This window comes from Bradyrhizobium mercantei, assembly GCF_001982635.1.
Taxonomy (GTDB): domain Bacteria; phylum Pseudomonadota; class Alphaproteobacteria; order Rhizobiales; family Xanthobacteraceae; genus Bradyrhizobium; species Bradyrhizobium mercantei.
This window is the reverse complement of the sequence record NZ_MKFI01000007.1, coordinates 159,179-182,425: the sequence shown is the minus strand read 5'-3', so window position 1 is coordinate 182,425 and position 23,247 is coordinate 159,179. Positions and strand designations below refer to the sequence as shown.

The 23,247-nt window shown below is 65.0% G+C and carries 20 protein-coding genes; 13 read left to right on the top strand and 7 right to left on the bottom strand.

Translation table 11 applies throughout. The features are described 5' to 3' along the window. Positions 1 to 114: 114 nt before the first annotated feature. Together BI327_RS30650 and BI327_RS30645 are read left to right on the top strand one after the other, a co-directional pair. Positions 115 to 1,407: an MFS transporter gene (locus BI327_RS30650; protein ID WP_076865004.1), complete on the top strand. Its 1,293-nt coding sequence runs from the start codon at positions 115 to 117 to the stop codon at positions 1,405 to 1,407. 182 nt (positions 1,408 to 1,589) lie between these two features. Then, positions 1,590 to 2,435, top strand: coding sequence for an IclR family transcriptional regulator (locus tag BI327_RS30645; protein ID WP_083742267.1), 846 nt, complete (start codon positions 1,590 to 1,592; stop codon positions 2,433 to 2,435). A 210-nt stretch (positions 2,436 to 2,645) separates the two neighbouring features. Here the strand turns inward: BI327_RS30645 and BI327_RS30640 are convergent, their stop codons facing one another. From BI327_RS30640 to BI327_RS30630, 3 genes are all read right to left on the bottom strand, one after another. Beyond that, positions 2,646 to 4,154 carry a tripartite tricarboxylate transporter permease gene (locus BI327_RS30640; protein WP_076865003.1) on the bottom strand — a complete coding sequence of 503 codons (1,509 nt, stop codon included), beginning with the start codon at positions 4,152 to 4,154 and terminating at the stop codon, positions 2,646 to 2,648. 5 nt (positions 4,155 to 4,159) lie between these two features. After that, positions 4,160 to 4,645, bottom strand: coding sequence for a tripartite tricarboxylate transporter TctB family protein (locus BI327_RS30635; protein ID WP_076865002.1), 486 nt, complete (start codon positions 4,643 to 4,645; stop codon positions 4,160 to 4,162). Positions 4,646 to 4,793: 148 nt separating this feature from the next. Next, positions 4,794 to 5,762, bottom strand: a complete 969-nt coding sequence (locus BI327_RS30630; protein ID WP_076865477.1) for a Bug family tripartite tricarboxylate transporter substrate binding protein — start codon at positions 5,760 to 5,762, stop codon at positions 4,794 to 4,796. 370 nt (positions 5,763 to 6,132) lie between these two features. On the opposite strand from BI327_RS30630, the gene BI327_RS30625 reads away from it, so the two are divergent. From BI327_RS30625 to BI327_RS30595, 7 genes are all read left to right on the top strand, one after another. Continuing rightward, positions 6,133 to 6,549 carry a hypothetical protein gene (locus BI327_RS30625; protein WP_076865001.1) on the top strand — a complete coding sequence of 139 codons (417 nt, stop codon included), beginning with the start codon at positions 6,133 to 6,135 and terminating at the stop codon, positions 6,547 to 6,549. Then, positions 6,546 to 7,394, top strand: a complete 849-nt coding sequence (locus BI327_RS30620) for an alpha/beta fold hydrolase (RefSeq protein ID WP_076865000.1) — start codon at positions 6,546 to 6,548, stop codon at positions 7,392 to 7,394. The genes BI327_RS30625 and BI327_RS30620 overlap by 4 nt, the downstream gene beginning before the upstream one ends. 28 nt (positions 7,395 to 7,422) lie before the next feature. Further along, the gene (locus BI327_RS30615) at positions 7,423 to 8,340 is read left to right on the top strand and encodes an amino acid ABC transporter substrate-binding protein (protein ID WP_076864999.1); all 918 of its coding nucleotides are present in this window, start codon (positions 7,423 to 7,425) and stop codon (positions 8,338 to 8,340) included. A 151-nt stretch (positions 8,341 to 8,491) separates the two neighbouring features. Then, complete coding sequence (locus tag BI327_RS30610; RefSeq protein ID WP_076864998.1) at positions 8,492 to 9,223, top strand: amino acid ABC transporter permease; 732 nt, start codon at positions 8,492 to 8,494, stop codon at positions 9,221 to 9,223. Between the two features lie 2 nt (positions 9,224 to 9,225). Then, complete coding sequence (locus BI327_RS30605; RefSeq protein ID WP_076865476.1) at positions 9,226 to 9,918, top strand: amino acid ABC transporter permease; 693 nt, start codon at positions 9,226 to 9,228, stop codon at positions 9,916 to 9,918. A 19-nt stretch (positions 9,919 to 9,937) separates the two neighbouring features. After that, positions 9,938 to 10,669: an amino acid ABC transporter ATP-binding protein gene (locus tag BI327_RS30600; protein ID WP_076864997.1), complete on the top strand. Its 732-nt coding sequence runs from the start codon at positions 9,938 to 9,940 to the stop codon at positions 10,667 to 10,669. 196 nt (positions 10,670 to 10,865) lie between these two features. Beyond that, a complete protein-coding gene (locus tag BI327_RS30595) occupies positions 10,866 to 11,732 on the top strand; it encodes a D-amino-acid transaminase (protein WP_076864996.1) in 867 nt (288 codons plus the stop codon). A gap of 150 nt (positions 11,733 to 11,882) precedes the next feature. Here BI327_RS30595 and BI327_RS30590 read toward each other — a convergent pair whose 3' ends face one another. The 3 genes from BI327_RS30590 to BI327_RS30580 form a co-directional block, all read right to left on the bottom strand. Beyond that, positions 11,883 to 12,341 (bottom strand): carboxymuconolactone decarboxylase family protein, encoded by a 459-nt coding sequence (locus BI327_RS30590; RefSeq protein WP_076864995.1) that lies wholly within the window; start codon positions 12,339 to 12,341, stop codon positions 11,883 to 11,885. Between the two features lie 30 nt (positions 12,342 to 12,371). Further along, on the bottom strand, positions 12,372 to 13,979 hold the full coding sequence (locus BI327_RS30585; protein ID WP_076864994.1) for an MDR family MFS transporter: 1,608 nt from the start codon (positions 13,977 to 13,979) through the stop codon (positions 12,372 to 12,374). 488 nt (positions 13,980 to 14,467) lie between these two features. Then, positions 14,468 to 15,616 carry an HlyD family secretion protein gene (locus tag BI327_RS30580; protein ID WP_076865475.1) on the bottom strand — a complete coding sequence of 383 codons (1,149 nt, stop codon included), beginning with the start codon at positions 15,614 to 15,616 and terminating at the stop codon, positions 14,468 to 14,470. A gap of 143 nt (positions 15,617 to 15,759) precedes the next feature. Between BI327_RS30580 and BI327_RS30575 the strand changes: the two genes are divergently transcribed. From BI327_RS30575 to mctP, 4 genes are all read left to right on the top strand, one after another. Further along, positions 15,760 to 16,671: a LysR family transcriptional regulator gene (locus BI327_RS30575; protein ID WP_076864993.1), complete on the top strand. Its 912-nt coding sequence runs from the start codon at positions 15,760 to 15,762 to the stop codon at positions 16,669 to 16,671. A 315-nt stretch (positions 16,672 to 16,986) separates the two neighbouring features. Next, on the top strand, positions 16,987 to 17,958 hold the full coding sequence (locus BI327_RS30570) for a tripartite tricarboxylate transporter substrate binding protein (RefSeq protein ID WP_076864992.1): 972 nt from the start codon (positions 16,987 to 16,989) through the stop codon (positions 17,956 to 17,958). Positions 17,959 to 18,106: 148 nt separating this feature from the next. Then, positions 18,107 to 18,292, top strand: coding sequence for a DUF3311 domain-containing protein (locus tag BI327_RS30565; RefSeq protein ID WP_024581224.1), 186 nt, complete (start codon positions 18,107 to 18,109; stop codon positions 18,290 to 18,292). A 10-nt stretch (positions 18,293 to 18,302) separates the two neighbouring features. Continuing rightward, positions 18,303 to 19,793: a monocarboxylate uptake permease MctP gene (gene mctP / locus BI327_RS30560; RefSeq protein WP_076864991.1), complete on the top strand. Its 1,491-nt coding sequence runs from the start codon at positions 18,303 to 18,305 to the stop codon at positions 19,791 to 19,793. On the opposite strand, the gene BI327_RS30555 is transcribed toward mctP, so the two are convergent. Then, the gene (locus BI327_RS30555; RefSeq protein ID WP_076864990.1) at positions 19,764 to 23,240 is read right to left on the bottom strand and encodes an indolepyruvate ferredoxin oxidoreductase family protein; all 3,477 of its coding nucleotides are present in this window, start codon (positions 23,238 to 23,240) and stop codon (positions 19,764 to 19,766) included. The genes mctP and BI327_RS30555 overlap by 30 nt on opposite strands. Positions 23,241 to 23,247: the final 7 nt, after the last annotated feature.

Genomic DNA, 23,247 nt, shown 5'->3' with positions numbered 1-23,247 from the left:
TTCGAGACGCGGCTGACGCCGCTCCTCAGGATGACGGGGAGACGTGGATGCCCGGGTCAAGCCCAGGCATGACGGGCGAAGAAATGGTGGCCCGACGCTGTCAAGGAAAATCAAATGACATTATCGACGCCGACCGCAACGCCGGTCCATGACGGCACGGTCAACAGGAAAAACATCACCCGCCTGATCGTCGCCACCTCGGTCGGCAATGCGCTCGAATGGTACGACATCTCGGTCTACGCCTATTTCGCGGTCTACCTCTCCAAGGCGTTCTTCCCGGCCAATGATCCGACCACCTCGCTGCTGCTGACCTTCGGCAGCTTCGGCCTGTCGTTTTTGATCCGGCCGATCGGCGGCATCGTGCTCGGCGCCTATGCCGACCGGCACGGCCGCAAGGCCTCGCTGATGCTGTCGATCGTTTTGATGACGTTTGGCACGCTGGTGCTGGCGCTGATGCCGACCTATCAGACCATCGGCGTCGTGGCGCCGATCGCGGTGCTGTTGGCGCGGCTGGTGCAGGGTTTTTCCGCGGGCGGCGAGTTCGGCTCCTCGACCGCGTTTCTGGTCGAGCACATGCCGGAGCGGCGCGGCTTTGTGGCGAGCTGGCAGTTCGCAAGCCAGGGCGTCAGCGGCCTGCTCGGCGCGGGCTTCGGTGCGCTGTTGACCTCGCTGATGAGTCCCGAGGATCTGCAATCTTGGGGCTGGCGGCTGCCGTTCCTGTTCGGCGTGCTGATCGGTCCGGTCGGCATCTACATCCGCAACCATGTCGACGATGCCACCCCGCCGCCGGCGGCGGGGCAGCAGGACTCGCCGGTCAAGGAAGTGTTCGCGCGGCAGATGCTCCCCACGATCCTTGCGATCGGCGCGCTCGCGGTGTCGACCGCCGTCAACTATCTGATCGTCTACATGCCGACCTATGTGGTGAAGACGCTCAACCTCGCGCCGTCGGTCGGCTTCACCGCCGCATTCGCCGCGCAAACGGCGGTCGCGCTGCTCGCGCCGATCGCGGGCCTCGTCTCCGACAAGATCGGGCGCACCACGCACATGATCCTGTTTGCGCTGCTGCTGCTGGTGTCGATCTTCCCGGCCTTCCTGATGCTCACCGGCAAGCCGACGCCTGCGATCATCCTGCTCGGCGTGCTCTGGCTCGGCGTCCTCAAATCGCTGTATTACGGGCCGCTGGCCGCGCTGATGTCGGAGCTGTTTCCGCCGGCCACGCGCGCGACCGGGCTCGGCCTCAGCTACAATATCGGCGTCACGGTGTTCGGCGGCATGGGGCCGGCGATCATGACCTGGATGGGCAGCTTTGCGCTGATCGGCGAACTTGCGCCGGGATATTATCTCACCGCCGTTTGCATCCTCAGCCTCGGCGCGCTGTTCACGATCCGCAGGATGAAGCTCGCCTGATTTCGTGAAGCGAAATTCGAAACTCACGATTGCTGCAAAGCAGCGTAGATAGTTGAAATCAAAGTTTCATCTGACGAAAGTATACGATGTCCGGCACACGTCATCCGTTTTAGGATGATGCCGCCGGGCGCGTCTCTTCGTGCCCGGTTCAGGATTTGGAATCGAGGCAAGGAAAGCCAGGCATGAACGCCTCCACGACTGCGACCGCACGGACCAGCCGCAAGAGGCCACCGCCGGAGCCGGGCCAGCCCGACAAGTTCAACGCGATCCAGAAGGTCTGCGCGATCCTGCGCGTGCTGGCGCAGCGCTCGCCGCTGCGGCTCACCGACATCGCCGACACCACCTCGCTGAACAAGGCGACCGCGCTGCGCATCCTCAATTCGCTGATCGAGGAAGGTTTCGTCAGCCGGGTCGCAGGCGCCAAGACCTATGAACTCGGCCAGGAGGCGCGGGTGATGGCGGTCGGTGCGCGCCGCTCGGTCGATATTGCCGAGCTGGCGCAGCCGAGCCTGCTGCGGCTGTCGGAGCGCTCGGCCGATACGGCGCTGTTGTCGGTACGATCAGGCGTCGAGGCGCTGTATCTCGCGCGCTCGGTCGGCAGCCATCCGCTGCAGCCGAATTATCTGCAGATCGGCAGCCGCCGCCCGCTCGGCGTCGGTGCCGGCGCGCTGGCGCTTCTGGTCTGGCTGCCGGATGCCGAGATCGAGGCCATCATCGAGGTGATCGTGCCGCGGCTGGCGAAATCGCCGCGCATCACGCCGAAATTCCTGCGCGAGCGGATCGCGCTGGCGCGCAAGGCCGGCCATACCGTGCTGCTCGACGCCGCATTCCCCGGCATGGGCGGCGTCGGCGTTCCCGTTCGCGACGACGCCGGCGAGGTGGTCGCCGCGCTCTCGATCGGCGCCGCGACCGATCGTATTCGCCGCCGCGAAAGCGAGCTCGCCGACATGCTGAAGAAGGAAGCCCAGGTGCTGGCGCGCGCGATGGCCCAGGCCCCGAAGAACGGGCGGAGCGCGAAGGCGGGCTGAGACAGTGCTGCTCCGCTTCGCCTCTCCCCGCGTGCGGGGAGAGGCCGCAATGCATCGTCAGATGCGTTGCGGGTGAGGGGGAGCCTCCGCGAGCACAACCATCACCGCTTCCGCGGAAACGGCCCCTCACCCCAACCCTCTCCCCGTAAGAACGGGGCGAGGGAGCGCAGTGCCGATGCGGCCGCTTCCCAATCCGATCCAGCCTCGCTCCTAAGCCCCCTCATCCAGCGCCACCAGCTCGCGCTTCTTGCGCAGCGACGGCAGCAGCGGGCCGATCAAGAGCACCAGCGCGAAAGCCAGGCAGATCGCCGAGATCGGCCGCTCTACGAAGGTCATCAGATCGCCCTGCGAGAGGATCAGCGACTTGCGCAGATTGTTCTCCAGCATCGGTCCCAGCACGAAGGCGAGCACCAGCGGCGCCGGCTCATAGCCGAGCTTGCGCATGAAATAGCCGATCACGCCGAACGCGATCATGACGTGGACGTCGAACACGTTGTTGCTGGAGCAGTAGACGCCGATGATCGTGAACAGGATGATCAGCGGGAACAGCACGTTGTAGGGCAGCCGCAGCAGCTGCACCCACATGCCGATCATCGGCAGGTTGAGCACCAGCAGCATCAGATTGCCGATATACATGCTGGCGACGATGCCCCAGAACAGCGTCGGGTTCTGCGAGATCATCAGCGGTCCCGGCTGCAGGCCGTGGATCACGAAGGCGCCGAGCAGCAGCGCCATCACCACGTTCGGCGGGATGCCGAGCGTCATCAGCGGAATGAAGGCGCCGCCGGCCGCGGAATTGTTGGCGGATTCCGGTCCCGCGACGCCCTCGATCGCGCCGTGGCCGAAACGTTCGGGATGTTTCGACAGCCGCTTCTCCAGCGCGTAGGAGGCGAACGACGCCACGACAGCGCCGCCGCCCGGCAGGATGCCGAGGAAGAAGCCGAGCACGGTGCCGCGGCCGACCGGTCCGGCGCTGGCCTTCCAGTCCTCCTTGCTCGGCAGCAGCTGGGTGATCTTGGTCTTGATGATGTCGCGCTTGATCGCCTGCTCGGTGTTGAGCAGCACCTCGGCGACGCCGAACAGGCCCATCACGACCGGCACGAGGCCGATGCCGTCGATCAGTTCGATGCGGCCGAAGGTCAGCCGCGGCTGCGCGGTGATGCTGTCGAGCCCGACCAGCCCGAGCACGACACCGATGCAGGCCATCAGCAGCGCCTTGGCCATCGATCCCTGGGTGAGGAAGGTCAGCACCACGAGGCCGAGCACCATCAGGCTGAAATATTCGGCCGGCCCGAACGCGATCGCGACGCTGGCGAGCGAGGGCGCCACCAGCATCAACGCGACCAGCGAGAAGGTGCCGGCAATGAACGAGCCGAATGCGGAGATGCCGAGCGCGGGGCCGGCGCGGCCCTGCTTCGCCATCTGGTGGCCGTCGATGCAGGTGACCACGGAGGCGGCTTCGCCGGGAATGTTGACCAGGATCGAGGTGGTCGAGCCGCCATACATCGATCCGTAATAGATGCCGGCCATCATGATGATGCCGGACTCGGGCGTGCCCGACAGCGTGACGGGCAGCAGCAGCGACATCGCCGAGATCGGACCGATGCCGGGCAGCACGCCGACCAGCGTGCCGATGAAGACGCCGATGAAGCAGTAGAGCAGGTTGACCGGCAGCAGCGCGACGCCGAGGCCGTGGGCGACGTTGACGAGAGTATCCATAGCGCTCAACCGATCTCGAACATGCCGCTCGGCAACTGGATCGCAAGCAGGTGCTTCAGCACCCACCACATCCCGAGCGGGGCAAGGATGGACAGCGGGATTGCCAGCGACCAGCGCACCGGATCGATCACCCGCAACAGCAGCAGCATCAGCGGGATCGCCGAGAGCAGGAAGCCTGCCGGCTCCAGCGCAAAGGCGAACGCGGTGAGGCAGGCGATGACGAGGACCGGCTTGCCCCAGCGCGCATTCTGCCAGCGCGAGGCAAAAGTCGGGCCGCCCTCGGTGACCGCTGCGATCATGACCGAGACCGCGAACCCGCACATCAGGATGCCGGTGTAGAACAGCACATAGCCGGAGCCGGGATCGTTGATGGTGCCGAGCTTGAGTTTTAATCCCGACCAGATCACGAACGCGCCGAGCGCGAGCCCGATCAGGCCGCCCCAGAGCTCGGAATTGTTGAGGCGGAGTTTGACGTTGGTTTGGTCTGTCATGTGAAAGCGCTCGCTCTTGGTTCAGCGTCACCCTGAGGTGGCGAAGCGCAGCGTAGCCCTCGAAGGGCGACGGTGCCCGGGTCCATCCTTCGAGGCGCGCAAGAGCGCGCACCTCAGGATGACGTCAGTGGTTGTGGCTGATAAAGTTCTACTTCTTCGTCAGCCCGAGCGTGTCGATCACCTTGCGCTCGGACTCGGTGACCTCGACCACGAATTTCTTGTAGTCCTCGGTGTTCTTGTAGTTCGGCACCATGTCGTATTTGGCGAGCGTCGCGATCACGGCCGGATCCTCGATCGCCTTCTTGAAGGCGTCGTGCAGCTTGGCGACGATCTTGGGATCCATGCCCTTGGGGCCGGCGATGCCGAACGGCGAGTCATAGACCATGGGGTAGCCGAGCTCCTTCAGCGTCGGCACGTCGGGATAGTTCGGCGAGCGCGCGCCGGTCCACACCATCAACAGGCGGAGCTTGCCGGCGTCGACCAGCGGCCGCCAGCCGGTGGAATCGGCTTGCAGCATGGTGTGCTGGCCGAGCACCGCGGCGTTGGTCTCGGCGCCGCCCTTGAACGGCACCTGGGTCAGCTTGATCCCGCCGGCCATCAGCGCGATCTGCTCCATGCCGATGTGCAGCGAGGTGCCGGTGCCGGGCGTCGCGTAGGTCACCTTGCCGGGATTCTTCTTGGCGAAATCGACCACGTCCTGCCAGGTCTTGAACTGCGATTCCGCATTGGTGGTGATACCGAAGGTGTAGCCGGTGAGATGGATGATGTAGGAGAAATCCTTCGCCGGATCCCACGACACATCCTGCATCAGCGGCAGCCGGAACACGGTGATCGGGATCTGCGCGATGGTGTAGCCGTCGGGCTTGGCGCCCGCGGCCATGGTTGCGGGACCCACGGTGCCGCCGCCGCCCGCCTTGTTGTCGACCGCGATCGGCTGGCCGAGCACCTTCGAGGCGCTTTCGGCGATCGCGCGCATCGAGATATCGGTGGAGCCGCCCGCCGGCCACGGCACGATCAGCGTGATCGGCTTGGTCGGATAATCCTGCGCCCGTGCCGCGACCGACAGCAGCATGCCGGCGGCAGCGGCGAGGACCATCAAGCGATTGCGCTGCGACATCTCGATCTCTCCCTTGTAGCCGCGTTCGATCGCGGCCGCGTCTTGTTTGGCGTTGGCAATGATCGTCCCTGTCATCGCAGGGACGTATCAGCGCATTGGACAGAACGGCGCGGGCAACGGAAGAGCGAAGGCGCCGGCTGCGACAATTGGCCTGCGCGGCCTGCCGAGCCGCGGAATTAGCTCGGTCTTTGGTCGGACCGATTGGCAGTTTCTGGCAGCATGCGGGGAGGGTGCGCGGGTCAGCGCCCTGACCGGCATGGGCCGTTTGGTCAAGCGAATAATCCAGGGAACCCAAGGGCATCGGCGCCTTGCGGGATCGCGCCCTTCCGGTCATCATGGCCTTGTCCGCCGCAGGAAACTTCCCCTACAGATGACGCGATCGCCCGACGCCACCGACGACGCTGTGACGACGGCGTTTGCCGGCCTTCCCGCGTTGCTCGACCAGGCACCTTCGCTGGTCTCGCGCGGGCGGCTGCTCGATTGCGACTGTCTGATCGGTCCGACGGCGCGGCCGTTCCATGCCGTGATCCGCACCGGGCGCATCGTCGAGCTCGTGCCTGCACCGGTCCTGATGCGCTCCTGGCGCTTTGCCTATCGCGCGACGCCGCAGGCCTGGGCGGCCTACTGGCAGGCCAAGCCGAAGCCCGGCTGGCACGATCTCCTGGCGCTGACCAAGCGCGGCGAGGCGGTGCTGGAAGGCGATCTGTATCCCTTCATGACGCATCTACAGTATTTCAAGGACCTGCTGGCGCTGCCGCGGCAGCATTTCGCGGCGGTCGCGTCATGAACGGTCATATCGAGCCGATGGTCGGCCGCTATGTTCACGTCGAGATCGGCGGCGAGCTGCACCGCATCTATTTCGAGGAGAACGGCACGGGCATTCCGCTGGTCTGCCTGCACACCGCGGGATCCGACGCGCGGCAGTGGCGGCACCTGCTCGCAGACGCGCAATTTGCCGAAAATTTCCGCATCATTGCCTTCGATATGCCCTGGCATGGCAAGTCGAATCCGCCGAAGAGCTGGGCCGGCGATGAATATCAACTCACCACTGCGCGCTACACCGAGACCATCCGCGCCTTCTGCCGCGCGTTGGGGCTGGAGAAGCCGGTCGTGATGGGCTGCTCGATCGGCGGCCGCATCGTGCTTAACCTTGCGATCGAATATGCCGCCGAGTTTCGCGCGCTGATCGGGCTCGAGGCTGCCGATTTCCAGGCGCCGTGGTATGACACCGCTTGGCTCAACCGCCCCGATGTTCACGGCGGCGAGGTCTGCGCCGCGCTGGTGTCCGGGCTGATTGCGCCGCAAAGTCCGGAGGCGGCGAGAATGGAAACGCTGTGGGCCTACAAGCAGGGCGGCCCCGGCGTGTTCAAGGGCGACCTGTATTTCTACCGTGTCGATGGCGACCTGCGCGGCAGGGTCGCGTCAATCGATACTAAAGTATGCAACCTGTATCTGCTCACGGGCGAGTATGATTTCTCCTGCACGCCCGAGGACACGAGGCGGACAGCAGCGGCTATAGGGGGCGCCAGCGTCACGATCATGGAGCAGCTCGGTCATTTTCCAATGAGCGAGAATCCGGAGCAGTTTCGCCGCTACATCGCACCCGTCCTCGCCGATATTCTCACACACTAAATCGACCGTTCCACGAAGGAGTAGACGTATGACACGCAAATATCTCATCGGCCTCGCGCTCGCCGCCGCGTTCGGCGCGAGCCAGGCGCAGGCCCAGGAACTGACCGGAACGCTGAAGAACATCAAGGACACCGGGGCGATCACGCTCGGCTATCGCGATTCATCGATCCCGTTCTCCTATCTCGACGACAACCAGAAGCCCGTCGGCTACGCGATGGACATCTGCTACAAGATCGTCGATGCGATCAAGAAGGAGCTCAAGCTCGACAAGCTCGAGGTCAAGCTCAACCCGGTGACCTCGGCGACGCGCATCCCGCTGATGGCCAACGGCACCGTCGACCTCGAATGCGGCTCGACCACCAACAATGCCGAGCGCCAGAAGCAGGTCGCCTTCACCAATTCCCACTTCCTGACCGCCAGCCGCTACGTCACGAAGAAGGCGAGCAAGATCAATTCGATCGATGATCTGAAGGGCAAGACGGTGGTCTCGACCGCCGGCACCACCAACATCAAGCAGCTCACCGAGGCCAACCTCGCGCGCGGGCTGAGCGTCAATATCATCCCGGCCAAGGACCATGCCGAGGCCTTCCTGATGGTCGAGACCGATCGCGCGGTGGCCTTCGTGATGGACGACATCCTGCTCGCGAGCCTCGTCGCCGGCTCGAAGTCGCCGGACGATTATGTGATCTCCAAGGACGCATTCTCCAAGCCCGAGCCCTACGGCATCATGCTGCGCAAGGATGACGCGCCGTTCAAGAAGGTCGTCGACGCCGCCACCACCGCGCTCTACACCAGCGGCGAGGGCCAGAAGATCTATGACAAGTGGTTCACCCAGAAGATCCCGCCGAAGGGCCTCAATCTCAACTCGCCCGCTGGACCGGAGATGAAGAAGCAGTTTGCGAAGCCGTCGGACTCGCCCGATCCGGATGCGTATCTGGTCAACTGATCGCACTGCTGCGGATGACCTGTCGCCGCTCGGCGGCGGGTCCTGAGATAGCGTGTCCGGCCATTTTTGGAGGAGAATGGCCGGACATTTGCATAGACGCCGCGCGCAATGTCGGCGTAATGCGTGACCGGCGCGGCCGCGTGGGGGACCTGTGAACTACAATTGGAACTGGCACATCTTTCTCGAGCCGAACCCGATGGGGACCGGCACCTATCTCGACCTGTTGCTGTCGGGGCTGGTGGTCACCGTCAAGGTGTCGGTGCTCGCCTGGATCATCGCGCTGGTGTCCGGCTCGGTGATCGGCGTGCTGCGCACGCTGCCGTCGAAGACGGCGTCGTGGATCGGCTTTTGCTGGGTCGAGTTCTTCCGCAACATGCCGCTGCTGGTGCAGCTCTTCCTGTGGTTCTTCGTGCTGCCCGAGCTGCTACCGAGGTCCGCCGGGCTTTGGCTGAAGCAATTGCCGAACGCGCCGTTCTGGACCGCGGCGATCGGCGTCGGCCTGTTCATGTCGGCGCGCGTTGCCGTGCAATTGCAGGCCGGCATCACCTCGCTGCCGCGCGGGCAGAAGCAGGCCTCGACCGCGCTCGGCCTGACCACGGTGCAGACCTATCGTTACGTGCTGCTGCCGATGGCGTTCCGCATCATCCTGCCGCCGCTGACCTCCGAATTCCTCAACACCATCAAGAACAGCGCGGTCGCGATCACCATCGGCCTGATCGAGTTGACCGGCCAGGCGCGTTCGATGCAGGAATTCTCGTTCCAGGTGTTCGAGGCCTTCACCGCGGCGACCGTGCTCTACCTTCTCCTCAATTTCGTCGTGGTCACCGCGATGCGCTTCCTCGAGCGCTATGTCGCGATCCCCGGCTACATCACGGGCAAATGACGATGCTCGGCAATTTCGATTTCGACGTCATCCGCCGCGCGCTGCCCTATCTGTTTCTGGAGGGCATGCGCTTCACGCTGACCCTGACGGCGCTGGCCGCGTTCGGCGGCCTCGTGTTCGGCACCCTGATCGCCCTGATGCGGTTGTCGAGCTACAAGGTGCTCGGGCGCATCGCCGGCTTCTATGTCGACTTCATCCGCTCGCTGCCGCTGGTGCTGGTGATCTTCTGGTTCTACTTCCTGGTGCCCTATATCGGGCAGTGGCTGACCGGCGCGTCGCGGCCGATCACGGTCGGCGCCTTCGCCTCCTCGCTGATCACCTTCATTGCATTCGAGGCAGCCTATTTCTCCGAGATCATGCGCGCCGGCATCCAGTCGATCTCGAAGGGCCAGCCGGCCGCGGCCAGCGCGCTCGGCCTGACCTACGCGCAGTCGATGCGCTACGTCGTGCTGCCGCAGGCGTTCCGCAACATGCTGCCGGTGCTGCTGACGCAGACCATCGTGCTGTTCCAGGACACCTCGCTGGTCTACGTGCTGTCGATCCCGGACTTCCTCGGCGCCGCCAGCAAGGTCGCGCAGCGCGACGGCCGTCTGGTCGAAATGTACCTGTTCGCCGCGCTGGTCTACTTCGTCATTTCCTGTGTCGCGTCCTATGGCGTCCGCCGCCTGCAGGCGCGGATCGCCATTGTTCGCTGAACAAACAAGTTGAGCCGTCATGATCGAGATCAATCACGTCAATAAATGGTACGGGCCGGCCTTCCAGGTGCTGAAGGACTGCACCACCAGCGTCGCCAAGGGCGAGGTGGTGGTGGTTTGCGGGCCGTCCGGCTCGGGCAAGTCGACCCTGATCAAATGCGTCAACGCGCTGGAGCCGATCCAGGGCGGCGAAATCGTGCTGGACGGCGTCAAGGTCAACGATCCCAAGACCGACCTGCCGAAGCTGCGCTCGCGCGTCGGCATGGTGTTCCAGCACTTCGAGCTGTTCCCGCATCTGCGGATCATCGACAATCTCCGCCTCGCGCAGGAGAAGGTGTTGGGCCGCAAGCATGACGATGCCACCGCCAAGGCGACGAAGCTCCTGGAGCGCGTCGGGCTGAAGGATCACGCCAGGAAGTATCCGGCGGAGTTGTCCGGCGGCCAGCAGCAGCGCGTCGCGATCGCCCGCGCGCTGGCGATGGACCCGATCGCGATGCTGTTCGACGAGCCGACCTCGGCGCTCGACCCGGAAATGATCAGCGAGGTGCTCGACGTCATGGTCGACCTCGCCCGCGAGGGCATGACCATGATGGTCGTGACCCACGAAATGGGTTTTGCCAACAAGGTCGCCGACCGCGTGATCTTCATGGACCGCGGTGAGATCGTCGAGGACGCCAAGAAGGCCGACTTCTTCGGCACGCCGCGCAGCGACCGCGCGCAGAAGTTCCTGTCGAAGATCTTGCAGCACTAGGGCAGGGCCCATCCTCGTCATTGCGAGGAGCGCAGCGACGAAGCAATCCAGCTGTCCGCATATGCGGAGCCATGGATTGCTTCGCTCCGCTCGCAATGACGGGGAGGGCCACGGGCCCCCTCAGGGGTTTTCCCCCGTTAACATTTTGCGTATACGAAGGCCTGAAACCCAGCCTTTCGTCCGCAGGAGAACTCGCGTGGAAAAGATCGCTTACGTCAACGGCTCGTTCGTGCCGCATTCCGAGGCCAAGGTCTCGGTGTTCGACCGCGGTTTCCTGTTCGCCGACGGCATCTACGAGGTGGCGGCGGTGCTGGAGGGCAAGCTGATCGACAATGCCTCGCATCTGGCCCGGCTGAAGCGGTCGGTCGGCGAAATCCAGCTCGCGCTGCCGGAGACGCTGGAGCGGATCGAGGAGATCCAGAAGGAACTGGTCAGGCGCAACGACCTCGTCAACGGCATGGTCTATCTCGAGGTCACCCGCGGCGCCGACAAGGGCCGCGACTTCGCCTTCCCGAAGGCAGAGGCGAACGTCAAGCCGACGCTTGTGATGTTCACCTCGGAAAAGGACATCATCAACGCGCCGTCGGCCAAGACCGGCATCAACGTCATCACGGTGCCCGACATCCGCTGGGAGCGGCGCGACATCAAGAGCGTGGCGCTGCTGGCGCAGGTGCTGGCCAAGCAGGCCGCGGCGGCGGCCGGCGCCGGCGAGGCCTGGATGATCGAGGACGGCAAGGTCACCGAGGGCGGCTCGTCCTCGTCCTTCATCGTCACCCAGGACGATGTCATCGTGACCAGGCAGAACGGCAACGAGATCCTGCCCGGCTGCACCCGCAAGGCGGTGGTCAAGCTCGCCGAGGAGCGCCAGCTCCGGATCGAGGAGCGTGCCTTCACGGTCGAGGAAGCGCTCGCCGCCAAGGAAGCCTTCATCACCAGCGCCTCGGTGTTCGTGCAGGGCGTGGTCGCGATCGACGGCAAGACGGTCGGCAACGGCAAGGTCGGGCCGATCACCGATCGCCTGCGCGAGATCTATGTCGAGTTCGCCCTGGCGACTGCGGTTTAATCAATCCCCATCCGCAATGTCATCGCCCGGCTTGACCGGGCGATCCAGTATTCCAGAGACCGCGGTGCTTGAGCCGAGAAGCCGCGGCGTACTGGATGCCCCGCATGAAGCGGGGCATGACAGCTGAATATATGGCGGACAGTATCGTCCTCACGCCGCGACCTTCACCTTCACAGGATGCACCGCGCGGAAGCCGATCGCGATCCGGTTCCAGGCGTTGATGGCGCCGATCAGCGTAGTCAGGTTGACCAGCTCGCCGTCCGTGAACTGGGCGCGCACCGCCTCGTAGTCGGCATCGGGCGCATGCGTCTCTGCAATCAGCGTCAGCGCTTCGGTCCAGGCCAGCGCCGCGCGCTCGCGTTCAGAGTAAAGCGGCGACTCGCGCCAGGCGTCGAGCAGATAGAGCCGCTGCTCGGTCTCGCCGTGCTTGCGGGCGTCCTCGGTGTGCATGTTGATGCAGTAGGCGCAGCCGTTGATCTGGGAGGCGCGGGTCTTGACCAGCTCGATCAGCGATTGCTCGAGACCGCTCGCGGTGATCTGGCTTTCCACGCCGACCAGCGCTTTGATGGTTTCGGGCGCGGCCTGGTAGAAGTTCATGCGGGGTTTCATGGTCGTTCTCCTTGCTGTGGTGAATATTGATTAGTGCGCACCGCCGCCAGCGAGCTGGCCCGGCTTCTTCAGGAACAACGTCGCCGCCAGCGCGACGATCAGCGCCACGCCGAGCAAATAGAAAGTATCACTGAAGGCGAGGATATAGGCCTGCTTCTGCACGACCTTGCCGATCGCGCCGATGGCGCGGTTGGCGGCCGACATCGGGTCGGCGACGCCGTGGCTCATGAAATACTGCGTCAGCTGCTCGATCCGGCTGCGGGTCGCCTGTTCCAGCAGCGAGACCGACTGCATCAGCACGTTGGAGTGATACTGCTCGCGCTTGGTCAGGACCGTCTGCAACACCGCAATGCCGACCGCGCCGCCGAGATTGCGCATCATGTTGAACAAAGCGGAGGCCGAGCCCGCGTTCTCCAGCTCGATGCCCGCGGTCGCGACCGCCGACAGCGGGGCCATCACCAGCGCCTGGCCGATGGCGCGGACGATGTTGGGCCAGAACAGCTGGTCGGTGGCGTAATCGTTGGTCATGAAGATGTTCATGAAGTTGGAGCCGGCGAACAGTGCGAAGCCGATGCTGATGATGATGCGGGGATCGAAGCGCTGCATCAGCCGCGGCACCAGCGGGATCAGCGCAAGCTGCGGCAGGCCGGTCCAGGCCAGCACCATGCCGATCTGCTCGGCATTGTAGCCCTGGATGCGCGCCAGATACTGCGGCAGGATGAACACCGAGCCGTACAGCGCGATGCCGAGCAGGAAATTGGCCAGCATGCCGAAGCCGAAATTGCGGCGGGCGAGCAGGCGCAGATTGAGCAGCGGCTTCTCGACGGTGAATTCGACGATCAGGAAGGCGACCAGCGCGACGGCTGCGATGACAGACAGGCGGACGATGAACGGCGAGCCGAACCAGTCGTCCTTGTTGCCTTCTTCCAGCACGGTTTGCAGCGCGGCGAGGCCGATCGCCATGGTGATGATGCCGAGCCAGTCGCCCTGGCGGATCAGCGACAGCTTCATCGGGCTCGGATCGAGCGAGACGTACAGCATCGCGATCATCACGGCGCCGGGCACGAGGTTGACATAGAAGATGTACTGCCAACCCCAGTTCTCGGTGAGATAGCCGCCGATGGTCGGGCCGATCGCGGGCGCGAACGTCGCCGACAGTGCGAACATCGCGAGTCCGATCGGCTGCTTGGCCTTCGGCAGCAGCGTGATGATCAGGGTGAACGCCATCGGGATCAGCACGCCGCCGGTAAAACCCTGCACGGCGCGCAGCGCGATCATCTGCGGCAGGTCCTGCGCCAGCGCGCACGCCGCCGAGAACACCAGGAACAGGGCCGCATTGGTGAGCAGATAGATGCGCACCGAGAACACCTGCGCGAGCCAGCCGGACAGCGGGATCACCACGATCTCGGCGATCAGGTAGGAGGTCGAGATCCAGCCGCCGTCGTCGATCCCGGCGCCGATCGCGCCCTGCACGTCGGCCAGCGAGGCATTGACGATCTGGATGTTGAGTACCGCCATGAACGCGCCGAGCGTGGCGCCGATCACCGCAATCCAGGTCTTGGTCGGGATCGACGGCGCCGCCGGTGCGGCGGGGGCGGGGAGGTCGGCGGCGTTGGTGGTGGGCTGGAGCGCGGTCATCGGCGTGTTCTCTCGCTTGCCCACACAACATGGATTAGGCGGCCGCTTTCGATAATTCGGGAAAGACTGGAAAGATTGTTCGGTCGCGATTGATAATCGCGCGGCGGTCTTGCGACCGCGCTACCGTTCGGCGCGGCGTTCGGTTGTGCGGGTGTGTCGATTGGTGAGGTGAGCACGCTGGATCGGCTCCCTCCCCCCTTGCGGGGGGAGGGTGGGGAGAGGGGTGGCCCCGAGCGCTGACGTCAGAGATTTGCCTGAGACAGTTCAATCTTGCCGTACGCGTGACCGGTGACAGCGAGCGTCGTCGCAAACCAACAGCATTCAGCGCAAGCGGCACCCCTCTCCCCAACCCTCCCCCGCAAGGGGGGAGGGAGCCCTCCCGCCAGTGCTCGCTGCGCGAAGACGGACGCGAAGACAGACGCAGACGCAGTGAAACGCGATCGATCTTTACGATCGATCGCGTCAGCCAATCGAAGAAGCGCCTGCCGCTATCCCCCGTTCGCCCGCGTCGCTGACGCCAGCCGCCGCTTCTCCTCGCGCTCGGCCAGCACCGTGGCCTTGGTGTTGACCGTCGGGATCGCCGACATGCCCGGCCGCAACAGGCCGGTCAGGCTGTGATCGTCGAGCACGATCTTCACCGGCACGCGCTGCACGATCTTGGTGAAGTTGCCGGTGGCGTTGTCGGGCGGCAGCAGTGCGAATTCGAGACCGCTGGCCGGCGACAGGCTGTCGACATGGCCCTTCAGCGTGGTGCCGTGAAAGCTGTCGACTGTGATCTCGACCGGCTGGCCGTTGCGGACATGGGTCAGCTGGGTCTCCTTGAAATTGGCGACCACATAGACCGCATCGAGCGGCACCACCGCCATCAGCTGGGTGCCGGCCTGCACGTACTGCCCGACGCGCAGCGTGCGGGCGCCGACCGTGCCGTCGACCGGCGCGGTGATCCTCGTATAGGACAAATTGAGCTCGGCCTGCTGCTCGACGGCGCGGGCGCGATCGACCTGTGCGACAGCCTGGGCGCGCTGCGTGGTCAGCACGTCGACCTTGCGCTGTGCCGCCGACAGCGCCGACTTCGCGTGTTGCAATTGCGCGGTGTTGGCGCGCAGCGCAGCGTCGGTCTGCTGGGCGCGCTGAATGGTGCCGGAGCCTGATTTCATCAGCCCGTCGTAGCGGGTCTGCTCCTCCTGGGCGAATTTCAGATTGGCCTCGGCGGCGCTGACGTCGGCAGTGCTCTGGTCGATGATCGGCTGCTGCAATTCAAGCTGCGCATCGAGGTTGCGCACCGAAGCCTGGGCGGCGTCGACGTCGGCCCTGGCCTGGCCGAGCGCCGTGCGGTAGTCGCGGTCGTCGATCTGGGCCAGCAGCTGGCCGGCCTTCACCGGCTGGTTGTCGGTGACCAGCACCTTGGCGATATAGCCCGAGACCTTCGGCGCGATGATCGTCGAGTCCGCCTTCACATAGGCGTCGTCGGTCGATTCCAGGTAACGCCCGGTGGTGAGGTAGTCGTAGCCAAAGTCGGCGGCGACGGCTATGCCGAGCAGGGCGGCGAGCCCGAGGCTCACCCGCTTGATCGTCCGCCGCAACGGGCGGAGGCCGATTTTGGCCGATTCTTCAGGGGCATAGGTGGTGGTCGACATGGTCTTCTCCTGGCCGAACATTCGCGTCCTTCCAGAAAGGGCGCCGGATATGGCCCCTTAGATGCAATGTCCTCCCCGCTGTGATAATCCCGCTAAAACTGGAAGCATTATCAAGCCAGCGCTGATAATCCGGACCTTGCTGCATGGATCGCCTGACCAGCCTGACCGCCTTTGTACGGGTCGTGGATTCCGGCGGCTTTTCAGCGGCCGGCCGCAAGCTCAACATGTCCACGACCATGGTGAGCAACCATGTGCAGTCGCTGGAGGACCGGCTCGGCGCCCGGCTGCTCAACCGCACCACGCGCAAGGTCAGCCTCACCGAGGTCGGCCAGGCTTATTACGACCGATGCGTCCAGATCCTCGCCGATATCGAGCAGGCCGATGAGGTGGCCGGCGCGCAGCAATCGGTGCCGCGCGGCACGCTGCGCATCTTCACCAACACCCATCTGGTCCAGTTCCTGTCGCCGGCGGTGGCCGAGTTCCTCGCGACCTATTCCGAGGTCAAGGTCGATCTCACGATCGGCGAGCGCCACGCCGACCTGATCGACGAGAATTACGATCTCGCGGTGCGCATGACCCCGCCGCCGGACTCCAGCCTGATCGTGCGCACGATCGCGACCTGGCGCCACGTGCTGTGCGCGTCGCACGGCTATATCGAGCAGCACGGCAAGCCCGATCAGCTCGCCGATCTCTCGGCGCGCAACTGCATGCGCCACGCCAACTACCCCTATGGCGACGACTGGCACTTCACCGACCGCAAGGGCACGCCGGCCGAGGTGCGGGTCTCCGGCAATCTGGTCTCCAACAGCGGCGAGACGCTGAAGCTCGCGGCGCTCGCCGGCGTCGGCGTGTTCCTCGCGGCGGGCTTCCTGATCCGCGACGAGCTGGAGTCCGGCCAATTGGTGCGCCTGCTGCCCGAATACCGGCCGGTCGAATTGACGATGAACGCGATCTATCCGCACCGCCATCATCTCTCGGCGAAGGTGCGCACCTTCATCGATCTCCTGGTGCGCCACGCCACCGAGCAGCAGAAGCTGATCAATCCGTATTCGTGAGCGGGTGATGCCGTCATTGCGAGGAGCGAAGCGACGAAGCAATCCATGCATCCGTTATGCCGAGCCATGGATTGCTTCGCTCCGCTCGCAATGACGAACCTAGACCCGTCACCCTGAGGTGCGAGCTCTTGCGAGCCTCGAAGGGTGCACGGCCCGGCTGTTGGCCGATTCATCCTTCGAGGCTCGCTCCGCTCGCACCTCAGGATGACGGGACTGGCAGGAGGGTAGCGCTTCTTCCAACGTCATGACCGCCCGGCATCCCTTGCATGGCGCTCCCGTGTATGAAGAACCCACCGCCTGCCGTCGGGGTCTGCCATGCCGCTTCGTCTTCTCGCATCGCTTCTGTTCGCGCTTGCAGCAACCGTGCTGCCGCACACGCCCGTACGCGCCGGCTATCCCGATCACATCGTCAAGATCGTGGTGCCGTTCGCGCCGGGCGGCGGCACCGATGTCGTCGCGCGGACGCTGGCGCAGGAGATGCAGAAGGATCTCGGCGTCACCGTGATCATCGAGAACAAGCCGGGGGCGGGCACCATCATCGGCACGCAGAGCGTCGCGACGAGCCCACCCGACGGCTACACGCTGCTGATGGCGACCTTCGCCAATGCGGTCAATCCGAGCCTCTACAGCAAGCTGCCTTACGATGCGCACAGGGATTTTGCGGCGGTGGCGCTGGTGGCCCGTTCGTTCAACGTCGTCGTGGTCAATCCGGCTTCGCCGATCAAGTCGATCTCAGACCTGATCGCAGCCGCGAAGGCCGATCCGGAAAAACTGTCCTACGGCACTTACGGCACCGGCACCTCGGCGCATCTGGCCGGCGAATTGTTCAAGCATCTCGCAGGCGTCAATCTCACCACCGTGCCCTATAAGGGCGCGGCGCCCGCGATCACCGATTTGATGGGCGGCCAGATCCAGGTGATGTTCACCACGGTGGCGAGCTGCGCCTCGCTGGTCGAGGCCGGGCAGCTGCGCGCGATCGGGGTGACCTCGGCCGAACGCTCGGCGTCGTTTCCGAAATTGCCGACGGTCTCGGAAGCCGGTGTGCCGGGCTACGCCGCGGAATCCTGGTATGGCCTTTACGCACCCGCGAACACGCCGCCCGATATCATCGACCGCCTCAATAGGTCGGCGGCCAAGGCGGTGCAGGCGGAGGCCTTCGAGAAGCTCAGCGTCAATGAGGGCCTCGTGATGGTGGCGCAGCCCCCGGCCGAGCTCGACCGCTACTTTGCGGGCGAGGAAGCGCGCTGGCGCAAGGTGATCCAGGATGCCGGCATCAAGACCGAGTAGGCTCCCTGCCCGTCACAGCGATCACATCTTTTTGCATCGCCATGCCGTAACCGTGATTCTAGACGCAACGAATGGTTCCTGGGGTCGTTGATGACGGGACGCCGGCAACCCTGCCGGTTTGGATCGCGCCCCGGGCTGGGAGAGGACCATGTGGATTCTGTTGCTGCTGCCGTTTATCGGCTTGCTGTGGGTGCCGTTCTACAATTTCGCCGAGCCGTCGCTGTTCGGCTTTCCGTTCTTCTATTGGTACCAGCTCGCCTGGGTGCCGATCTCCTCGCTCTTGATCTGGCTGGTCTATCGCAGCCGCCAGCCCGACGCTGACGAGCAGCGGTGAGGGGAGAGCCATGACCGATCACATCGCCTGGGTGGCGCTCTCCGTCTTCATCTTCTTCTTCGCGCTCGTCACCGTGATGGGCTTCTTCGCCGCGCGCTGGAAATCCGGCCCGGTCAGCGAGCATCTCGACGAATGGGGTCTCGGCGGCCGCCAGTTCGGCACCTGGATCACCTGGTTCCTGGTCGGCGGCGATTTCTACACCGCCTACACCGTGATCGCGGTGCCGGCGCTGGTTTATGCGGTCGGCGCCTACGGCTTCTTCGCGCTGCCCTACACCATCATCGTCTATCCCTTCGTGTTCGCCGTCATGCCTGTGCTGTGGAAGAAGGCGCACGCCAACGGCTACGTCACCGCGGCTGACGTCGTTCACGGCGCCTATGGTTCGCGCGCGCTCGAACTCGCGGTGGCGCTGACCGGCCTGGTCGCGACCATGCCCTATATCGCGTTGCAGCTGATCGGCATGGAGGTCGTGATCAAGGCGATGGGCTTGACCGGCGAGCTGCCGATCATCGCCGCCTTCGTGATCCTCGCGCTCTATACCTACAGCTCCGGCCTGCGCGCGCCGGCGCTGATCGCCTTCGTCAAGGACATCATGATCTACATCGTGGTGCTGACGGCGGTGGTCGTGGTGCCGGCGAAGCTCGGCGGTTATGGCGCGGTGTTCTCGGCCGCCAACGACGCCTTCACCGCGAAGGGCGGCGCCACCGGGTTGACGCTGAAGCCCTCGCAGTATTTGCCCTACGCGACATTGGCGCTCGGGTCGGCGCTCGCCGCCTTCATGTATCCGCATACGCTGACCGGCATCTTCGCCTCGAAGTCGGCGGATACCATCCGCAAGAACGCGATCCTGCTGCCGGCCTATACTTTGCTGCTCGGTCTGATCGCGTTGCTCGGCTATATGGCCTATGCCGCCAACATCAAGGTGACCTCGCCGAACGACGTGGTGCCGATGCTGTTCAAGGCGCTGTTCCCGGAGTGGTTCGCGGGCTTCGCGTTCTCGGCGATCGCGATCGGCGCGCTGGTGCCGGCGGCGGTGATGAGCATCGGCGCGGCCAATCTGTTCACCCGCAACGTCTGGAAGTCCTACGTCAATCCGGACATCTCGCATGCCGGTGAGGCATCGGTGGCCAAGATCACTTCGCTGGTGGTGAAGGTCGGCGCGCTGGCCTTCATCCTGTTCCTGCCGACGCAATATGCGCTCGACCTGCAACTGCTCGGCGGCCTCTGGATCGTGCAGACGTTGCCGGCGCTGGTGTTCGGCCTGTTCACCGTCTGGTTCCGCGCCGAAGGGCTGCTGCTCGGCTGGGCGGTCGGCATTGGCTGGGGCACCTACACGGCATGGAGCAACGGGTTGAAGCCGCTCGCCACCATCTCGCTCGGCGATAGCAGCTACACCTTCTATGTCGGCCTCGGTGCGCTCTTGCTCAACATCGTGGTGGCGGTGCTCGCGACCGTCGTTGTCGGCCTGATCTCACCCGCCAAGCGCGGCGCGGCGGCCTGAGCCGTCGCCTTGATCTGACGGGGCGGAGGTGAGACGCGCGGTCTGCCGCGCCACCTCCGCCTTCGTCTTTTCGATCGCGGCGTCCTTTACCGGCCCGTAGCCGCGGATTTCCATCGGTGCCTTTGCAATCGCTGTGAGACCGGGCAGCCGCGCGGCGTCGAGCTTGCCGAGCATGATGTCGATCAGCGCCTCGTACCAGATAACCAGTCCACGCTCGGCGCGGCGCTCCGCGGTGTAACCGAACACGTCGAACGGCGTGCCGCGCAGCCCCTTCAGTTTCGCGAGCAACCGCAGCGGCGTCTGGATCCACTGGCCGAACGCGCGCTTCGTCGGCCGCCCCCGCGCATCGCGCCGCGCCGGCAGGAAGGGCGGCGCCAGGTGATACTGCACCGTGAAGTCGCCGTCGAATTCCTTGTTGAGCTCGTCGAGGAAGCCGCTCTGCATGTGCAGCCGCGCCACCTCATACTCGTCCTTGTAGGCCATCAGCTTGAACAGCGACCGTGCGACGGCGTCGGTCAAGGTCTCGCTGCCGAACGCGGCCTCGGCGCGGCGGACGCGCTCGACCGTGGCGCGGTAGCGCGCGGCATAGGCCTCGTTCTGATAGTCACGAAGAAAGTCTGCGCGTTGCGCGATCATTTGCTCCAGCGTCTCCGGTGCGCTCGCGGCAGCGTTCCCGGCCTTCGGCAGGAAGTCCGGATCGGCAGAGGCGAGGCGGCCCCAGGCCAGCGCCTGCTTGTTGCGTTCGATGGCGACGCCGTTCAGCTCGATCGCGCGGGTCAACGCCTGCAGCGACACCGGCACCAGGCCCTGCTGCCAGGCAAAGCCGAGCATCATGATGTTGGCGTATACACTGTCGCCGAGCAGCCGCTCAGCCAGCGCATTGGCGTCGATCGTTGAGAGGTTGCCCGCCCCGATCACCCGCTCGATGGCGCGCAGGCGAACCGGCGAGGCGAGGTCGGCATCGCGAAAGCGCACCACGTCGCCGGTCGGCATCTCCGCGATGTTGACCGTGGCGCGCATCCCCTTGCGATAGGTGCCGGAGGCTTTCGCCGACGAGCTCACCACGAGGTCGCAGCCGATCAGCGCGTCGGCCGCGCCCTGATCGATCCGCACCTGATGCAACGCGTCCGGCCTGGCCGCGAGCCGCAGAAAGCTCAGCACCGGGCCGAATTTCTGCGCGAAGCCGGTGAAGTCGAGCACCGAGACGCCGCGGCCCTCGAGATGCGCGGCCATTGCGATCAAGGCGCCGACCGTGATGACGCCGGTGCCGCCGACGCCGGTGACGAGGAGATCATAGGGCTTGTCCAGCCCCGCAAGCTCCGGTTCCGGCAGTGCCGATGCGCGCGCCAGCGGATCGACCGTGCTCGCACCCTTCGCCCGCCGCTTGCCGCCTTCGATGGTGACGAAGCTCGGGCAGAAACCGTTGAGGCAGGAAAAATCCTTGTTGCAGGTCGAGAGGTTGATCTTGCGCTTGCGGCCGAACGGCGTCTCCTTCGGCTCGACGCTGAGGCAGTTCGACTCCACCGAGCAGTCGCCGCAGCCTTCGCAGACGAGGTCGTTGATGTAAGCGAAGCGCGCCGGATCCTTGATCGTGCCGCGCTTGCGCCGCCGCCGTTTCTCGGTGGCGCAGGTCTGCTGGTAGATCAGCACGGTGACGCCAGGGATTTCGCGCAGCTCGCGCTGCACGACGTCCATCTCCTCGCGCGGATGGATGGTGACGCCGACGGGCAGATCCGCCGGCGAGAAATGCGCAGGGTCATCGGAGACCAGCGCGATCCGCGACACGCCCTCGGCGCGGACGGAGTGCGCGATCGCCTGCACGCTGACCGGGCCGTCGACCGGCTGGCCGCCGGTCATTGCGACTGCGTCATTGAACAGGATCTTGTAGGTGATGTTGGCTTTGGCCGCGATCGCCTGCCGGATCGCCATCGAGCCGGAGTGATAATAGGTGCCTTCGCCGAGATTCTGGAACACATGGCTGTTGCCGGTGAATTTCGAGGAGGCCGCCCAGTTGACGCCTTCGCCGCCCATCTGGATCAGCGACGAGGTCTCGCGATCCATCCAGCTCGCCATGAAGTGGCAGCCGATGCCGGCCAGTGCCTTGGAGCCCTCGGGCACCTTGGTCGACGTGTTGTGCGGGCAGCCGGAGCAGAAATACGGCGTTCGCGTTGCGCCCGGGACCGCAATCATGCGGTCCTGCTCGGGCACCAGCGCTGCCACGCGGCGCGCGAGCTGCAACTCCGGAAACATCGGATCGAGCCGCCGCGCCAGCACATCGGCCAGCATCCGCGGCGACAATTCGCCGGTCCAGGAGATCAGTCGCGCCCCTTGCTCGTCATGCTTGCCGACCATCCGCTCCGGCTTGGCGCCGGGATAGTCGTAGAAATATTCCTTGAACTGGCTCTCGATGATGCCGCGCTTCTCTTCGACAACAAGGATCTCGCGCTTGCCCTTCACGAACTCCATCGCGTCGTGCAGCGCGAGCGGCCACACCATGCCGACCTTGTAGATGTCGATGCCGAAGCGGCGGCATGTGGCCTCATCGAGCCCGACCAGCCGCAGCGCCTCCATCAGATCGAGGTGCGCCTTGCCCGTGGTGACGATGCCGTAGCTCGCGTCCTTGATGTCGTAGATGCGGCGGTCGATCGGATTGGCTTTTGCGAAGGCGTAGACCGCGTGCTTCTTGGCCTCCAGCCGCTCCTCGATCTGCGGGCCCGGCAGATCAGGCCAACGATAATGCAGTCCGCCCGGCGGCGGCACGAAATCCGGCTGCGCAAAGACGCGCGGCGGCCGCAGCTCGACCGAGGCGCCGGACTCCACGATCTCCGAGATCGCCTTGAAGCCGACCCACATGCCCGAAAATCGACTGAGCGCGTAGCCAAATTCGCCGAAGGCGAGATATTCCCCGACATCGGCCGGATGCAGCGTCGGCATGAACCAGCTCATGAAGGCGACGTCGGACTGATGCGGCATCGATGACGACACGCAGCCATGATCGTCGCCGGCGACCACAAGCACGCCGCCATGCGGCGACGAGCCGTAGGCATTGCCGTGCTTCAGCGCATCGCCGGAGCGATCGACGCCCGGGCCCTTGCCGTACCACAGCCCGAACACGCCATCGACCTGGCGGTCTTGCTGGGTCTCGACCTGCTGCGAGCCGAGCACGGCGGTCGCCGCGAGGTCCTCGTTGACCGCGGGCAGGAATTCGATGCGGCTGTCTTTCAGCAGTTCGCCGATCTTCCACAGTTCGAGATCGACGCCGCCGAGCGGCGAGCCGCGATAGCCGGAGATGAAGCCCGCGGTGTTGAGCCCGGCCGCGCGGTCGCGCCGCACTTGGTCGAGCGCGATGCGGACGATCGCCTGCGTGCCGGTGAGGAAGACGCGGCCGTGGTCGCGGCTGTAGCGCTCGGACAGCTGGTAGGCGTCGAGCAACGGCATCTGGCCCATAAGTGAT

Coding starts and splice junctions, on each gene's coding strand:
- BI327_RS30630 (WP_076865477.1), bottom strand. CDS start 5,762: ATGTCGCAGCGCAATCGCTTGATGGTCCTCGCCGCTGCCGCCGGCATG.
- BI327_RS30640 (WP_076865003.1), bottom strand. CDS start 4,154: ATGGATACTCTCGTCAACGTCGCCCACGGCCTCGGCGTCGCGCTGCTG.
- BI327_RS30620 (WP_076865000.1), top strand. CDS start 6,546: ATGAACGGTCATATCGAGCCGATGGTCGGCCGCTATGTTCACGTCGAG.
- BI327_RS30580 (WP_076865475.1), bottom strand. CDS start 15,616: ATGTCGACCACCACCTATGCCCCTGAAGAATCGGCCAAAATCGGCCTC.
- BI327_RS30555 (WP_076864990.1), bottom strand. CDS start 23,240: ATGGGCCAGATGCCGTTGCTCGACGCCTACCAGCTGTCCGAGCGCTAC.
- BI327_RS30600 (WP_076864997.1), top strand. CDS start 9,938: ATGATCGAGATCAATCACGTCAATAAATGGTACGGGCCGGCCTTCCAG.
- BI327_RS30625 (WP_076865001.1), top strand. CDS start 6,133: ATGACGCGATCGCCCGACGCCACCGACGACGCTGTGACGACGGCGTTT.
- BI327_RS30590 (WP_076864995.1), bottom strand. CDS start 12,341: ATGAAACCCCGCATGAACTTCTACCAGGCCGCGCCCGAAACCATCAAA.
- BI327_RS30615 (WP_076864999.1), top strand. CDS start 7,423: ATGACACGCAAATATCTCATCGGCCTCGCGCTCGCCGCCGCGTTCGGC.
- BI327_RS30650 (WP_076865004.1), top strand. CDS start 115: ATGACATTATCGACGCCGACCGCAACGCCGGTCCATGACGGCACGGTC.
- mctP (WP_076864991.1), top strand. CDS start 18,303: ATGACCGATCACATCGCCTGGGTGGCGCTCTCCGTCTTCATCTTCTTC.
- BI327_RS30575 (WP_076864993.1), top strand. CDS start 15,760: ATGGATCGCCTGACCAGCCTGACCGCCTTTGTACGGGTCGTGGATTCC.
- BI327_RS30570 (WP_076864992.1), top strand. CDS start 16,987: ATGCCGCTTCGTCTTCTCGCATCGCTTCTGTTCGCGCTTGCAGCAACC.
- BI327_RS30565 (WP_024581224.1), top strand. CDS start 18,107: ATGTGGATTCTGTTGCTGCTGCCGTTTATCGGCTTGCTGTGGGTGCCG.
- BI327_RS30605 (WP_076865476.1), top strand. CDS start 9,226: ATGCTCGGCAATTTCGATTTCGACGTCATCCGCCGCGCGCTGCCCTAT.
- BI327_RS30645 (WP_083742267.1), top strand. CDS start 1,590: ATGAACGCCTCCACGACTGCGACCGCACGGACCAGCCGCAAGAGGCCA.
- BI327_RS30585 (WP_076864994.1), bottom strand. CDS start 13,979: ATGACCGCGCTCCAGCCCACCACCAACGCCGCCGACCTCCCCGCCCCC.
- BI327_RS30635 (WP_076865002.1), bottom strand. CDS start 4,645: ATGACAGACCAAACCAACGTCAAACTCCGCCTCAACAATTCCGAGCTC.